This window comes from Bacillus sp. GW821-FHT11D08, assembly GCF_058808515.1.
Genome location: NZ_JBXARS010000005.1, coordinates 258,988 through 273,979, shown reverse-complemented (window position 1 = coordinate 273,979; position 14,992 = coordinate 258,988). Strand labels below are relative to the sequence as shown.

Below are 14,992 nucleotides of genomic sequence, written 5' to 3'. Positions count from 1 at the left end.
ATTTTATTGAAAACTTATATTTAATATTGAATTATTCAGAAAATTATTTATAATGGAATACAGAAAAGTCAGTCATATTTTCTGACTGATTTAATGTAAAAGGAGCTGTGTTTATGGAATGGCTGAAAAAAATAAGCGGGTTTGCGGGCCAAACCTTTGGCTTGTGGGTTATCGTCTTTGCCGGTTTAGGATTCGCCTGCCCTGATTTGTTTTCTTGGATCAGTTCTTATATGACGATTTTCCTTGGTATTATTATGTTTGGGATGGGGCTTACTCTTCAAGCAGACGATTTTAAAGAATTAATCAGAAAGCCTTGGCATGTCGTGATCGGAGTCGCTGCCCAGTTTACGATTATGCCGCTTACGGCTTTCTGTTTATCAATCGGGCTCCGCCTCCCCGCAGAAATCGCCGCGGGCGTCATTCTGGTCGGATGCTGTCCGGGCGGTACGGCATCAAACGTCATGACGTTTTTGGCGAAAGGCAATACGGCGCTTTCTGTTGCGGTCACCACGATCTCAACATTGCTTGCTCCTATTGTAACGCCGGCACTTATTATGCTGTTTGCGAAAGAGTGGCTCCCCGTTTCTTTCGGCTCACTGTTTGTTTCCATTATGCAAGCCGTGCTTTTGCCGATCGTCCTCGGGGTGATTGTGAAGCTGTTCTTCAAAAAACAGGTCGGACAAGCCGTGCACGCGCTTCCTCTCGTGTCGGTAATCGGCATCGTAGCGATTGTATCCTCTGTCGTCAGCGTAAATCGTGAGCATTTGCTTCAATCAGGACTGCTGATTGTGTCTGTCGTCATCTTACATAACGGAATCGGATATTTGTTAGGATTCCTGACTGCAAAGCTGTTCAAAATGGATTATGCTTCACAAAAAGCGATTGCGATCGAAGTCGGGATGCAAAACTCCGGACTGGGCGCAGCGCTTGCGACAGCGCATTTCTCCCCTTTGTCAGCCGTGCCGAGCGCAATTTTCAGCATATGGCACAATCTGTCGGGGTCTGTTCTTGCCACCTACTGGTCTAAGAAAAAAGAGAAAAACAGCGCCGAAGAAGAAGAAACGGCAAAGATTCCGTTTTCATAACTGAACAAGGATAGGATAGGCTGCTGCCGCTCCTATCCTTGTTTATTCTGCAGATCACGAAACAGACGCAAAAGCGCTTTTTTTACATCCCCCTGAAATAAACCTCCATGATAACAAATCAATTGGCGGATATCATAATCGAGCAGCCGCTGCACAGAACGGACCGCATCATCCATATGTAACGTATAGCCGGGATTAGCAAGGTTCAGCTTTCCGTCTTCAATGACGACCGCATCACCTGTGACCATAGTTTTTTCGGCAGGCAGATAAAGACTGATATGGCCGGGTGTATGACCCGGCGTGGCTACAACGCGAATGCCTCCGCACCAAGGCAGCAGCTCGCCGTCAGTAACTGTCCGGTGAACTGGAGCCGATTCGACTGATTGAAGAGAGCGGATGAACTGTTTTGCATAAGGCTTTGCATCCTCTGGCAATGAACAAAACGTTGATTCAGCCTGCTCAAGCCGTAAAGATTTTTTAGAGCCGTCAATATACGGCGCTTCACGCTCATGTACTGTCACGCTGACATCCGGATGTAAACGGTATAATGCAGCGAGTGAGCCGATATGGTCTATGTCGTGATGCGTTACAATGATTTTTGTCAATGAATGAAGCGACATTCCATGCCGGGCAGCGGCATGTTGAAGATGGTTTGTAAAACCGGGATATCCGCAGTCTATTAATATCGTGTCATGTTCGTCTTGCAGAAGAACCGGAGTGATAGAATGCAATTCTTCATTATATTCAAATTCGATCTCAAGCGGATAACAGCTTTTCATATAAATTCTCCCCTTCTCTCAATAAAAAAAGTACACTGCTTGTAAGGGCAGTGTACTTTTTGTCTGTCTCAAATTATCCTTCCAGCAACAGCTGTTCCGGATCTTCAAGCAGGTTTTTAATGGTGACAAGGAATCCGACCGCTTCTTTACCATCTACAATTCTGTGATCGTATGATAAAGCGATGTACATCATCGGACGGTTTTCAGAGCGCTCCGCATCAATCGCTACTGGGCGCAGCTGAATTTTGTGCATACCTAAGATCCCAACCTGAGGGCTGTTTAGGATCGGTGTTGACATAAGCGATCCGAATGTACCTCCGTTTGTGATCGTGAAGGAGCCTCCTTGCAGCTCACCTAATGTTAATTTATTGTTTCGCGCTTTCTTCGCAAGTTCGCCGATCTCTCTTTCAATGCCGGCAAACGTCAGGCGGTCAGCGTCACGCACGACTGGGACGACAAGCCCTTCTTCAGCCGCGACAGCAATACCGATGTCATAGAATTTTTTCACGATCAGCTCATCGCCTTGAATTTCAGCGTTAAGGAGCGGGAATTTTTTCAATGCAGCCACGACGGCTTTTGTAAAGAACGACATGAAACCGAGTTTTACTTCGTTTTGCTCAAGGAATTGGTCTTTACGGCGTTTTCTTAGATTCATAACGGCCGTCATATCAACTTCGTTAAATGTAGTCAGCATCGCAGAAGTCTGCTGCACTTCAACCAATCGTTTCGCGATCGTCTGTCTGCGGCGGGACATTTTTTGCACTTCGACAGGTTTGTCAAAGCTTTGCTGTGTTTTTGGAGCCTGCTGTTTCGGCTGTGCCGCAGGTTTTGAAGCCGGTTTTTCATAAGCTTCCACATCTTGTTTGCGCACGCGGCCGAGCGGGTCTCCCGTCGGAATTTGTGATAGATCTATTCCTTTTTCCCTTGCCAGCTTGCGTGCAGCCGGAGACGCTACCGTTCTGGATTTCGCTTCTGATTGTGCTTCCTGGCTGACTTCTTGTGCAGCAGGTTCAGCTTTTGCTTCCTCTTTCGTTTGTTCATTGGCTGGAGCACTTTCTGAAGGGGCGGGTGCAGAACTTTCGCCAGCGCCTTCTGTAATGGTACCGATAATTTCTCCTACTTGGACGGTATCACCCGAATCTTTCAATACCTCTTTTAGAACACCCGATTCTTCTGCTGTCAATTCAACATTTACTTTGTCCGTCTCCAGTTCAAGCAAGTACTCACCCTGTTCTACATAATCACCGGGCTGCTTTAACCATTGGGCTATCGTTCCTTCTGAGATTGATTCTGCTAATTCAGGTACCTTAATTTCCGCCATTTTTTCATTTCCCCCTTAGTTTTTGCGAGTCAAGCTATCAGATACAATGCGTTCCTGTTCTTTTTTGTGGACTGTCGGATCTCCTTCTGCGGGACTGGATCGTCTTCTTCGGCCGATGTATTGGACATTTACTCCTTTTGGCGCGATTTCCGTCAGATACGGGCTGATATAACTCCATGCCCCCATGTTCTGCGGCTCTTCCTGAACCCAAACGATCTCTTGCAGGTTCGGCAGTTTGGCGAAAAGCTCCTTCGTATCTTTTGCCGGGAACGGATACAGCTGTTCGATTCTGGCAATATGAAGCCAATCCTTATCGCCTTCCATTTTGTTGAAGTGATCGCTGATATCAATTGACACTTTTCCGCTTGATAATACGACGCGAGTCACTTTTTCGTAAGCATGGGAAAGACCGGACTGCTCATAGACAGGCTTGAATCGGCTTTCGCTCAGTTCCTGCACTTCAGATACCGTATTCGGGTTGCGCAGCAGGCTCTTCGGCGTCATGATCACAAGCGGGCGGATTTCCTCACGAAGCAGCATTTTCGCTTGTCTTCTTAAAATGTGGAAATACTGAGCCGCACTTGTCAGGTTGGCCACCGTCCAGTTGTTTTCGGCCGCCAGCTGCAGGAACCGCTCGACGCGGCCGCTGGAGTGTTCAGGGCCCTGCCCTTCGTAACCGTGAGGCAGCAGCATGACCAGTCCTGATTTTTGTCCCCATTTTGCCCGTCCTGCAGATATGAATTGATCAAAATAGACTTGAGCCGCATTGGCAAAGTCCCCGTACTGCGCCTCCCACATCACAAGCGTTTCAGGCGAATACACGTTGTACCCATATTCAAAGCCGAGAACCGATCCTTCAGAGAGCGGGCTGTTATGCACCGTAAATGAAGCAGCGCAGTCGTCTAAGTGATGGAGGGCAACAAATTCTTCTCCTGTTTCGCTGTCATGCAGCACAAGGTTTCTTTGAGCGAACGTTCCGCGCTCTGAATCCTGTCCGGTCAGCCGGATCGGCGTGCCGTCTTTCAAAATGGAAGCAAACGCAAGCGATTCAGCCAATGACCATTCAACTTTACGGTCATCATCAAACGCTTTTGCACGTCTTTCCAGGATTCTTTTCAGCTTGCCGAACACGTTAAAAGATTCCGGCCAGTTGATAAGTTCGCCGTTCAGCTTGCGGAGAACATCAAAATCAATGGCTGTGTCAACGTCTGGAAAACCGTTGGACACCGGCTCCGGCAATTCAATTTCCCGTACGGCGTCTTCTTTTTTGGCGGGCACCTTTTTATAGGCGTCTTCAATTCGTTTTGTCACTGCCGTTTCGATGTTTTGCGCTTTTTCCTCGCTGATCAGTCCTTCACTTACGAGTTTTTCCGCAAAGATCCGCTTGACAGTCGGGTGTTTTCTGACGGCGTCATACAGCATCGGCTGTGTCGTTGACGGCTCATCCATTTCATTGTGGCCGTACCGTCTGTACCCGATTAAATCGATTAAGAAATCTTTATTGAACCGCTTCCGGTATTCAACCGCAAATTTAACGGCTGACAGGCATGCTTCCGGATCATCCGCGTTGACGTGAACGATCGGGATTTCATAGCCCTTCGCCAAATCACTGGCATATTTCGTGGATCGTGATTCATCGCTTTCAGTTGTAAAGCCGATCATATTATTGGCGATGATATGAATGGCCCCGCCGACCTGATAGCCTTTCAGAGAGCTTAAGTTCAGCGTCTCGGCGACAATGCCTTCTCCCGGGAACGCTGCGTCACCGTGAATTAAAATGGCGAGCGATTTTGTTTCGTCTTGAACCGGGTACCCCTTTTGCGTTCTTGTTTCCTGTGCCGCCCGCGTGCTTCCTTCAACAATCGGATTGATGAATTCCAAGTGGCTCGGGTTATTTGCAAGCGTAATCCGCGCGCTTTTGGTTTCAGCATCCTGAAGCTGTCTGTCTGCACCGAGGTGGTATTTTACATCGCCCGTCCAGCCGTAGCTGATGCCGGTCGATCCTTCAGACGGCACAAGGTCTTTATTCGGCGCGTGCTGGAATTCTGAGAAAATAATCTCATACGGTTTGCCGAGCACATGCGCAAGCACATTTAAACGGCCTCTGTGCGCCATCCCGATATTGACATTGGTTGTGCCCGCTTTCACAGACTGGGCGATAATGTCGTCAAGAACCGGCACAAGCGCGTCTAACCCCTCAATTGAGAAACGCTTCTGACCGACGAATGTCCGGTGTAAAAATTGTTCAAATCCTTCTACTTCCGTCAGTCTTTCTAAAACGGCTGACAGTTTTTCCGGTGAATTTTTCCGGAACAGTTCTCCGGATTCGACCATTTTTGTAATCCATGCGCGCTCTTCGAAATCATGCACATGGTCAAACTCGAAGGAGATGGTTCTTTTATAGGTATTGCGTAAATGCTGGATGGCTTCTAAGCCGTTTGTTATATTGGCAGGTGCGTCTTTACAGATGACAGACGCGGGTATTGCTTTCATTTCTTCTTCTGTAAGCCCGTACTCGGATAACGGAAAGAGCTCGCTCTTTTTCGGATCCTTTCTGAGCGGATTGACGGAAGCGTTCAGATGGCCATAGGTTCGAATATCTTCTGCAAGTTTAACTGCTGCTGCGATCTTTTGAATCAGATCTGCGGTGACGCGTCCCTGTTCCTTTGTTCCCGATGCCTCTTTTATTTGGCTTGGCGGAGCGCCGAGTTCGTCAAACATGTCTTTCAGATCCGGATCAATGCTGTCTGGATCTTCAGCATATTGGTCGTACAGCTCCAGTGCGTAGCCGAGGTTCGGTCCGTAAAAATCTTCCCAATTCATTCTTTGTTTCATATTATTTTGAAACATTTGAATATTACCCCCAACCTAGATAATCAAGTGATCAATTCACTATCTTGAAATAACTTTTGAACGCTGTGCCCAAAATTATGTAATAAAAACGCTTCCAAGGATATTTTACCACTGATTGCGTTTGGATTCTACCTTGATTGTTCACAAAATAGTAAAAAAAACAGATCAATACCGAAAAAATTAAATCATTTTAAAATAAAAAGCGAAAAAGCATAGGAAAAAGCCTATCCTATGCTTTTATGAAGCAGTTTTTTTAAGAGCGGATACAGCACATCGGGCAGCTGATCGACATCCGGAACAAAAATACTGTACTTTCCGTACATATCCTGAATGGTTTTCATCTGTGATTCCTCTATTGCAGTATTGGACAGAAAAACATTTATGACTTCTATCCCTTTTTTTCTCGCTTCGATGACAGCCTCGCTCGTATCGACGATGCCGTTTTGTTCGTATCCGAATGCTGCCGGCTCTCCGTCTGAAAACACGATTAAAAATTTTTGCGCCTCACTCCGCCGCATCAGCTGTTTCGTCATTTGTCTGATGGCGTATCCGTCTCTGTTATCTTCTTCAGGCGCAAGCTGCATGATCAGCGGACCCGCCGCCTGCAGCAGCGACTCTTCAAACGGAATGACGGTATTGAAGAAATTCGGCTGGCTCGTTTCGGTCGCTTCGTTTGTATCCTCCCAAAATCCGACGATCTGGTGCGGTACGGACACTGATTTCAAGGCTTCATGAAAAAGAACGATCCCTCTTTTTGTTTCATCCATTTTGTCGAACATGCTGGCCGAACAATCGACAAGCAATGTAAAAACGGCGTCAATGTCTGAAGACGGGTCCTGCTTTTTAAAGAAAAGGCGCGGGTTCCGCTCCGTAAAATAGCGGATCAGTTTGCGATTCAGCCGGCCTGCGTGAAGGTCGGTCCGCGGGAGCGTTTTTTTGTGCTCAAGTGTTTTTTGTATCATCTGCTTCAAGCGTTTTTGATATGATTCTATCGTTTTTGCCTGTTCTTTATAAGACTGCTCCTCTTCAGGAGACGGTTTATGAGGCGTTTGATAAACCGGGAAGGCAAATTTGTTTTCTTTTCCGTCAGCCAGCCCCGCGCCCTCATGTTCATCCTGAATGGATTCAAGCGCTTCCAGTTTGGAGTAATCCTCTCTTTTCGTCTGACGTGCGGAACCTTGAACGGAGCCGAGCGCCTGGTCACCGTCATCGCCTTCTCTGGCCGCGTCTTTCCCAAGATCTGATTTCGCGCCGTGCTCAATATCAAATTGAAGGAAACTTTTTGACGGCGCTTCGGTTTCCCGGTGCCACGTATGCATTTTCTCTTCAAGGATTTCTTCATCTCCGTCGGAAGACTCAGGGAGCGTGAGATCGTCACTTAACGAAGGCGCTTTTTTTACACTTTCGAATAAAGGCTCTTCAGCCGCTTTTTCGTAATCAAGTTCCGGCAGAAAAAAGTACGTGTTCAGCATATCTTTCTCAAGCACTTCATCAAGGCCTTCCATGAGGTCTTCCGTTATTCTTGCGATTTGTTCCGTAGAATCCGCCTCATACACCCGGATGAGCTGACGTTCAATATACGGTATCATCATATCAATATGTTCATGCATGGAAGGAATGCCTTCAAGCGGAGACTCAGCCGTCAGCTTGACAAACATCGCGCAATACAAAGCGTCGGTGAAAATGCTCCGTTCTAAATTCAATGTCAGCTGCGTCGTGAAATATTTCCTGTACATCTCCCTCCGCTTCTGAAAAACACGTTTCGTTCCCGGCCGTTCTTTTTTGATCAGCTCTTCAATTCTGATATCCTCAAGCAGCATAAACAGCTGCTTGGCAAAGCTTTGGCGGGTGAAATGCCGGTGAACGTCATTTAAAAACCCCGCAAATTCCCGAAATGAGCTGCTGCGTGTTCCGACAGCGCGCAAATAGACATCGCTTTTCAGGCCGGCTTCCATATCCCCGGCTGATCGGTCTTTCCAAAAGTGGCTCATGTAAATTTTCTTTTCAAAGGGATTGTAGTAAGACTGCACGCCGTATTCCACTTCAACTTCACTGCTTCTGGTCAGTGTTTTGGCCAGATCAGTCAGCATCATGAACAAAAACGAATCAATCGTGCTGTCATTAAATTTGATAAACTTCATTGTATATCCCTCATTCGAACAGCGTTTCTGCAATATTTCTGACAGCGGCTTTTTCCCTGTCATCGTCAAGTTTTTCTACGATGCCTCTTTCAATCGCCCGTTTCGGCGGGATGTACGCAGCCAAGTCGCACGTATCAATGAGAGCCCTGATGGACGCCGCTTCTTCTGACACTTGTCCGTTATGCGCTTGTGCGATTAAATCAGAAGACAGCGTCATAAAGCGCTCAATTAATTTCTCATCTTTTAAGACAGACTGAGAGGTCAGCACCTGCTTCAGGAGGCTTCCTTTAATATACGGAACATCAATGATGACAAAACGGTTTTTAAGAGCTTCGTTCAGCGGAACGGTGCCGACGTAGCCTTCATTAATCGCGGCGATAACACCGAATCCTTCGCTTGCCTTAATCACTTCTCCTGTAAAGGGATTTGTCATCATTTTTCTGTAATCTAGCACGCCGTTTAGAATCGGAAGGGTTTCAGGCTTTGCCATATTGATTTCGTCAATGTATAAAAAATGTCCCTCGTTCATTGCGGTTGTTACAGGTCCGGGAACGAATTCAATTGTCGCCTGTCCCTGTTCATTTTCAATCGTTTTATAGCCGACAAGCGCTTCTGCATCGAGGTCTACGGAGCAGTTGACGCTGTGCATCGGTTTATGAAAATAGTTCGAAAGCGTTTCCGCCAATTTAGTTTTCCCTGAACCCGTCGGTCCTTTTAATAAGATATTTTTTCCCATAGTCAAAGCAATGACGGCATCGAATACAATCGCTTTATCTTCGGCCTCATAGCCTGATGATCCGATTAAATCCCGGAATTCTTGGGAAACGGGATGATTTTGATAAGCCTGCAGTTTGTTTTGTATATCTTCCGGAAGTGATAGGTGCTGTAATTCTGAAGTCATAGGTGATGTTTCCTTTCCATTTGTATTCCATAACCGAGTATACTAAAAAAGCCCTTGTATACTCAATACAAAAGGGCTCATTCCCTGCGGGCGCTTTTTGTCAGGGGAGCGCAGGCGATTCTGGCTCCGGAATTTCCGCTCGGGTTTGTCAAATAATCGTCCGTATGTTCATGAATGACGAACGCGCTTCCGTCCCGGTCGAGCAGGCTGAGTCTGCTCCCTTCTTTTAATGAAGTTTGCGGCGCGTTCATAATGACATCCACTTTACCATCAGCCCCCACTTCAAGATTGGGGAGATCCCCGGCGTGATGACCCATCGGATTGTTGAAGCCGTGTTCTTTGTTCAAAGGGTTGAACGGACCGCCGGCTGATTCGAAATCAGGTGCCTGACATGTCCCTTTTTCATAAATATGAAACCCGAGAGAAGTGCCGGGCGGCAGATGCCCCGCTGATATATGAATGTCTGACCCTTCATCATCAGATTCCCTCACTTCGATATATCCGATCGTTTTTCCGTTTTGATTGATGAGTCCGGCATGCTCACGGTATGCAGATGCTTCCAATGCGCGGCTTTCCCCATGTTTTTTGGGCGGAACAGGAGCGGGTCTCCCCCCGCAGCCGCAAAGCGTAATTGATACGAGCATGAGAAAAAGCAAGAGACGATTCATGCTTCCTCCCCCTTATTTTTTTACCCATCAGTCTTGTCAAAACGTGAAAATGGTAAACAAAAAAAGCCCCGAAAGGCTTTTTTTAAAAATAACTGCGCGCTCCTAAATAAGCTTTTTTCCAATACGGATTGCTTAAGTTTGAAACTTCAACCCCGGAGGAGCTTGCGTGAATAAAATCTCCTCCGCCTAAATACATCCCCATATGAGAAGGGCCCGCTTTATATGTCGTAAAGAAGACAAAGTCGCCTGCTGACGGCTGGCTGATATGTTTCATCGTATTCCAATATCCGGCCGTGCTCAGACGGGAAACAGAGCTTACCTTATTTAAAAGGTAATAGATGTAACCGCTGCAATCGAAGCCCGCAGGCGTATTGCCTCCCCAGCGGTAAGGCACGCCGACATGTTTTTTCGCCTCGCCTATCATTCTGTCAATCTTTGACCCTGTCACCGGAGGTTCGGGAGTATTCGGCTTGTTTGGTTTTGCCGGTTTGTTATCCGGCTGCCGCACAGGATCTTCTGTTTTTCCCGTTCCGTTAATCACCAGAACTTGTCCGATTTGAAGCACATCAGTTGTCAATTTATTTTTTTCTCTGATGAGCTGAGCGGTGATGCCGAACCGATTAGCAATTTTCCAGAGGGAATCGCCTGCTTTTACTTTGTAAGTGGATGGCTTCTCAGAAGGGTTTGAATGAGATGGCGGTGTTGTGCCGCTGTTTCCGTTATGTGAAGAACCTTTGATCTTTAACACTTGATTCGGATACAGCATGTCTGATGTTAATTGATTCAGCTTTTTCAGTTCGGCGATGGTGATCCCGGTTTGATTGGCGATTTTCCACAGCGAGTCACCCGGCTTCACAGTGTAAGTCCCTGATGCGCCTTTATCAGGCTTTGTCTGTCTGCCGCCTCCGTCCGTGCCGCCGGCAGACCCTTTAATTTTCAGTTTCTGGCCCGGATAGATGACATCTGAACTCAAACGGTTCAAGCTTCTCAGCTCAGAAACGCTCATTTTGTATTTTTTTGCGATCACCCATAATGAGTCTCCGTATGTAACTGTGTAGGCACCCGTGCTTCGTTTTCCCTTTTGCCCCGTTTTATGTGTGCCGCTGCCGTCGGGAATGTGCAGCCGCTGTCCTGGGTGGAGTATCGTTGATTTCAGTTTATTTTCCGCCTGCAGGGCTGAAATACTTGTATGATATTGCCGGGAAAGCTTCCAAAGAGAGTCGCCGCTTTTTACTTGAATGGTTTTTGCTTCAGCGGGATGCACGGCGAAGGTTGAAGTCATTACTGCAGATACAGCCAGTCCGGCTGCGATTTTTTTCTTCATATAACGAAAAACCTCCTATTTATCATTGCTGAAAGGGACGTTCCTTTTCTTTGGACGCCGCCTGTTATGCAGGATTCATTCAGAAGTCGACATTAATTCCGATTCATTTGGCCTTAGATCATCACCAATGTCACACATTTTACATATATTGAGAACATTTCACAAAAGACTTTGGAATCATTTTCATAACATGGCTTTTTTCCGCGACATTCCACCTTTCTTGTCTGTTTTTCATACAATTCTCTTTACGGCGTGAAAAATCCTCCCGAAAAACAATCAAAAAAGCCCGCTTCCTTTAAAGGAAGCGGGTGACGGCTGATTACAGAACCCGGGTCTCGGCAGTTTTCACGTCTTCTGCTATCAATTCCGCTGCACGCTGTGCTCCGCCGGCCGCTTTCAGGGATTCTCCGATTTCAGAAGCTTTTGTCTGATATTCAGGATTTTCGCTCAATTCTTTTATTGCTTCAGTGAGCAGTTCCGCTGTTACATCTTCTTTTTTAAACATTTTGCCCGCGCCCGTGTTTTCCACTTGGCTTCCGACGGCGAACTGATCTGCGCCCATCGGAATGACGATCATCGGGGTTTTGTAGTAAAGCCCTTCGCTCGTACTGTTCATTCCGCCGTGAGTGATAAATAAGTCCGCTCTCTTCAGGATCTCAAGCTGCGGAACATAAGGCTTGACAATGACATTCTCAGGAATTTCATCAAGCTCCGCCGGATCAAGATGTTTGCCGATTGACATGACGGCTTTTCCGTTAAAGTTTCTGACCGCTTTTAAGCATTTATTAAACAATTCCTTCTGATTGTTAAAAATCGTGCCCATGGAAATAAACAGGACGTTTTCTCCTTCAAGCTGTTCAAACGGGAAATCTTGAGCCGCCGCCCTTTCGGTAATGGACGGGCCGACAAAGAGATAAGAATCGCCAAACTCTTCTTCTTTCGGCTGAAACGCTCTTGAAGTAAATACGATGGTTTTTCTGCCGTCATTTGAGAAAATATCATACGGCGTTTTAATGTCTGCGCTGAATTCTTCATTGAGCCGGCTGACCGCTTCGGTATAAGCCGGATAATGAGATGATTCCTCTGATACAAGGTTTGTATTTGAAAACACTTCTTTAATAAATGCTTCATTCATTGCAAATGTCGTACAAAGTGAATATGCCGGCAGTTTCAGCTGGTTTCTCACGAGCCTTCCTGCCAGAAAATGATGATCATACAGGATGTAGTCGTAGGATTCATCTTTTACTTCCTCAAGAATACGGAGTGCGGCTTTTTTGGAAGTCTCAATCATTAATAGCAAAAACTCGGTAGCGTCCCGCTGTTCATCACCCGTTGCGTTTTTTCCGAATTCATCTTTACGGAAATCTTCATATTCACGGAATTCCGCTCCGCTTGACGCGATTTTGTTCTCATATTCCTTCACGCCGTAATATACGACATGTTCCCCTTTTGCCTTCAGTTCTTTTACGACGCCTAAAGACGGATTGATATGCCCTTCTCCCGGAAAGCCGATCATCAATACATTTGCCATCTTTCCACTCCCTATTCTTTTAAATTTTATGTATATTTAAACGATAACATCAATACAGAAAAAGGTAAAGATGTTCACCTTATTAATATTAAATGGGTACAATATTCCCATTTTCTTATTATTTCGTATGAAGCGCCCGCGGCGAAACAAGCGGATACAGTCCGCCGTCTTTAGCAAAGGACATTTTTCCCGTTTCTTCTGAAACAACGAGCACGAGTGCATCAGTCACGGCCGAAAGTCCCATCGCGGCCCTGTGGCGCGTCCCGTATTTGAGATCGACATGTTTTGTTGTGAGCGGAAGCACATTGGCTGCTGATACAACCCGGTTTTCTCTGACCAATACGGCTCCGTCGTGAAGCGGATTGCCGGGATAAAAAATACTCTCAATTAAAGCTGCACTGATCTCGGCATGCAGGCTGGTCCCTTTTTGTATCATTCCGTCCAGCGGATCTGCACGTTCAATCACAATCAGCGCTCCGTGTTTTTCTTCCGCCAGATGCTGCACGGCCCTCGCCAGCTCTGTATAGGAAGGCGTAAAATGTTCGATATATGACTGCAGGTAAAACGACGAAGCGACAGCCTGCATTTCCTGAAACGTATGTCCCAGTTCATCTAATTCGCAAAGAAGGCATTGGTCTTTTTCATCCAATGTCCGCAGTATCATTCCGGCATCCTCCGTAATTTGTTTCAAATACGTTTGAACGGCAGCGGTAAACGCGCTTTCCGTCATTTGAGTGTGGCGCATGTCACATCAGCTCCTTTCCCTTATTTTCTGCATCGTGCGCATGGATATGCGCCGCTGTGTGCACCATAATCATGAAAGGAGGCGCACATCATATGGAATTCGCACGGCTGATGCAATATATCTGCACCTTTTTAGGGGTCATTTCACTTTCATTCATTTATGCCAAGATGTTTAAAAAGCCGAAACCGGATAAAAAAGAGTAGGCCGGCTTTCATTGCTTTTTATACATAAAATGTTATAATTTCTCTCGTTAAAATAAAGAAACGGGGAACCTAACTTGAGAGAAACGAACACGATCGGCCAAAAGGTCAGACAGCTGTTACATATCTTCATTCCGATTTTAATCTCACAGGCGGGCCTTTCCCTGATCACCTTTTTGGATACGGTGATGTCAGGGAAAGTGAGCGCTGCCGATTTAGCCGGGGTTGCAATTGGTTCAAGCCTGTGGACGCCGGTTTATACGGGCCTGGCAGGAATATTAATGGCCGTTACGCCCGTTGTTTCGCAGCTGTTTGGAGCCGGCAGACAAAAGGAAGTGCCGTTTTCCGTCATCCAGGCCGTTTATGTAGCGGCCGTTCTCAGTGCGGCGGTTATCCTGATCGGCTTTTTCACCGTTGATATGATCTTGGGACATTTGGGGCTGGAACCTCGTGTCCGGACGATCGCCAAACACTTTTTAGGCTTTTTATCCCTCGGTATTTTTCCTTTGTTTGTGTACACCGTTTTGCGCTCGTTTATTGATGCACTCGGCAAAACGCGAGTCACAATGCTTATTACGCTTTGCTCATTGCCTATTAATTTTGTTTTAAATTATGTATTTATTTTCGGAAAATTCAACATGCCGGCATTGGGCGGAGTCGGTGCGGGGCTCGCTTCCGCCCTGACTTACTGGTGTATTTGCGCCATCAGCTTTTTTATCGTCTGCAGATTTGAGCCGTTTGCCGGGTACTCTGTATTTCGGAAACTGTACCGTTTTTCTCCGTCTGAATGCAGAAAGCTTTTGAAAATCGGTTTGCCTATCGGTTTTGCCGTATTTTTTGAAACGAGCATTTTTGCGGCTGTCACACTGCTTATGAGCCATTTTCAGACGGTGACGATTGCAGCCCACCAAGCGGCAATGAATTTTGCTTCCCTCTTGTATATGCTGCCGCTCAGCGTATCCATGGCCATGACCATTTTGGTCGGCTTTGAAGCAGGCGCAAATCGCTACAGAGATGCCCGCTCATACAGCTATATCGGGATCGTGATGGCGCTTAGTTTTTCTTTATGCACGGCGGCTTTCATTTTGCTGTTCAGACCGCAAATCGCCGGAATGTATACATCAGATCCGGCGGTGCTCATGTTGACGCAGCACTTTTTAATCTATGCGCTGTTTTTCCAGCTTTCTGATGCCGTAGCAGCTCCGATACAAGGCGCTCTGAGAGGATATAAGGATGTCAACTATACACTCGGCGCGGCTTTTGTGTCGTATTGGATTATCGGGCTTCCGGTCGGTTACGCAGTCGGCACTTATACGGGCCTCGGGGCATACGGCTACTGGATCGGGTTAATTGCAGGACTTGCCGCAGGAGCTGTCGGTTTATTCTTCAGACTGATGAAACTGCAAAAGCATTATGTGAAAAAAATGATTTCATAAAGGAGGAG

General features: G+C 46.6%; 11 protein-coding genes. 2 read left to right on the top strand and 9 right to left on the bottom strand.

Annotated features, from left to right (window positions below; genetic code table 11):
* Positions 1-113: 113 nt before the first annotated feature.
* On the top strand, positions 114-1,085 hold the full coding sequence (locus AC1RRX_RS12665) for a bile acid:sodium symporter family transporter (protein WP_032866238.1): 972 nt from the start codon (positions 114-116) through the stop codon (positions 1,083-1,085).
* A gap of 32 nt (positions 1,086-1,117) precedes the next feature.
* Here the strand turns inward: AC1RRX_RS12665 and AC1RRX_RS12660 are convergent, their stop codons facing one another.
* From AC1RRX_RS12660 to cdaS, 9 genes are all read right to left on the bottom strand, one after another.
* Complete coding sequence (locus tag AC1RRX_RS12660; protein ID WP_007407973.1) at positions 1,118-1,864, bottom strand: MBL fold metallo-hydrolase; 747 nt, start codon at positions 1,862-1,864, stop codon at positions 1,118-1,120.
* 73 nt (positions 1,865-1,937) lie between these two features.
* Complete coding sequence (odhB, locus tag AC1RRX_RS12655; protein WP_007407972.1) at positions 1,938-3,185, bottom strand: 2-oxoglutarate dehydrogenase complex dihydrolipoyllysine-residue succinyltransferase; 1,248 nt, start codon at positions 3,183-3,185, stop codon at positions 1,938-1,940.
* Positions 3,186-3,200: 15 nt separating this feature from the next.
* A complete protein-coding gene (gene sucA, locus AC1RRX_RS12650) occupies positions 3,201-6,035 on the bottom strand; it encodes a 2-oxoglutarate dehydrogenase E1 component (protein ID WP_022553224.1) in 2,835 nt (944 codons plus the stop codon).
* Positions 6,036-6,262: 227 nt separating this feature from the next.
* Positions 6,263-8,179 (bottom strand): vWA domain-containing protein, encoded by a 1,917-nt coding sequence (locus AC1RRX_RS12645; protein ID WP_144464415.1) that lies wholly within the window; start codon positions 8,177-8,179, stop codon positions 6,263-6,265.
* A 10-nt stretch (positions 8,180-8,189) separates the two neighbouring features.
* Positions 8,190-9,080, bottom strand: coding sequence for an AAA family ATPase (locus AC1RRX_RS12640; protein WP_003153758.1), 891 nt, complete (start codon positions 9,078-9,080; stop codon positions 8,190-8,192).
* 77 nt (positions 9,081-9,157) lie between these two features.
* Positions 9,158-9,748 (bottom strand): superoxide dismutase family protein, encoded by a 591-nt coding sequence (locus AC1RRX_RS12635; protein ID WP_012117752.1) that lies wholly within the window; start codon positions 9,746-9,748, stop codon positions 9,158-9,160.
* A gap of 82 nt (positions 9,749-9,830) precedes the next feature.
* Entirely contained in the window at positions 9,831-11,072 is a 1,242-nt protein-coding gene (locus tag AC1RRX_RS12630; protein ID WP_032869970.1) for a C40 family peptidase, read from the bottom strand.
* Between the two features lie 319 nt (positions 11,073-11,391).
* Positions 11,392-12,603, bottom strand: a complete 1,212-nt coding sequence (locus AC1RRX_RS12625) for a macrolide family glycosyltransferase (RefSeq protein WP_007611974.1) — start codon at positions 12,601-12,603, stop codon at positions 11,392-11,394.
* A 118-nt stretch (positions 12,604-12,721) separates the two neighbouring features.
* Entirely contained in the window at positions 12,722-13,348 is a 627-nt protein-coding gene (gene cdaS / locus AC1RRX_RS12620; protein WP_007407964.1) for a sporulation-specific diadenylate cyclase CdaS, read from the bottom strand.
* A gap of 277 nt (positions 13,349-13,625) precedes the next feature.
* On the opposite strand from cdaS, the gene AC1RRX_RS12615 reads away from it, so the two are divergent.
* Positions 13,626-14,984 (top strand): MATE family efflux transporter, encoded by a 1,359-nt coding sequence (locus tag AC1RRX_RS12615; protein ID WP_144464417.1) that lies wholly within the window; start codon positions 13,626-13,628, stop codon positions 14,982-14,984.
* Positions 14,985-14,992: the final 8 nt, after the last annotated feature.

Coding starts and splice junctions, on each gene's coding strand:
- AC1RRX_RS12665 (WP_032866238.1), top strand. CDS start 114: ATGGAATGGCTGAAAAAAATAAGCGGGTTTGCGGGCCAAACCTTTGGC.
- AC1RRX_RS12660 (WP_007407973.1), bottom strand. CDS start 1,864: ATGAAAAGCTGTTATCCGCTTGAGATCGAATTTGAATATAATGAAGAA.
- odhB (WP_007407972.1), bottom strand. CDS start 3,185: ATGGCGGAAATTAAGGTACCTGAATTAGCAGAATCAATCTCAGAAGGA.
- sucA (WP_022553224.1), bottom strand. CDS start 6,035: ATGTTTCAAAATAATATGAAACAAAGAATGAATTGGGAAGATTTTTAC.
- AC1RRX_RS12645 (WP_144464415.1), bottom strand. CDS start 8,179: ATGAAGTTTATCAAATTTAATGACAGCACGATTGATTCGTTTTTGTTC.
- AC1RRX_RS12640 (WP_003153758.1), bottom strand. CDS start 9,080: ATGACTTCAGAATTACAGCACCTATCACTTCCGGAAGATATACAAAAC.
- AC1RRX_RS12635 (WP_012117752.1), bottom strand. CDS start 9,748: ATGAATCGTCTCTTGCTTTTTCTCATGCTCGTATCAATTACGCTTTGC.
- AC1RRX_RS12630 (WP_032869970.1), bottom strand. CDS start 11,072: ATGAAGAAAAAAATCGCAGCCGGACTGGCTGTATCTGCAGTAATGACT.
- AC1RRX_RS12625 (WP_007611974.1), bottom strand. CDS start 12,603: ATGGCAAATGTATTGATGATCGGCTTTCCGGGAGAAGGGCATATCAAT.
- cdaS (WP_007407964.1), bottom strand. CDS start 13,348: ATGCGCCACACTCAAATGACGGAAAGCGCGTTTACCGCTGCCGTTCAA.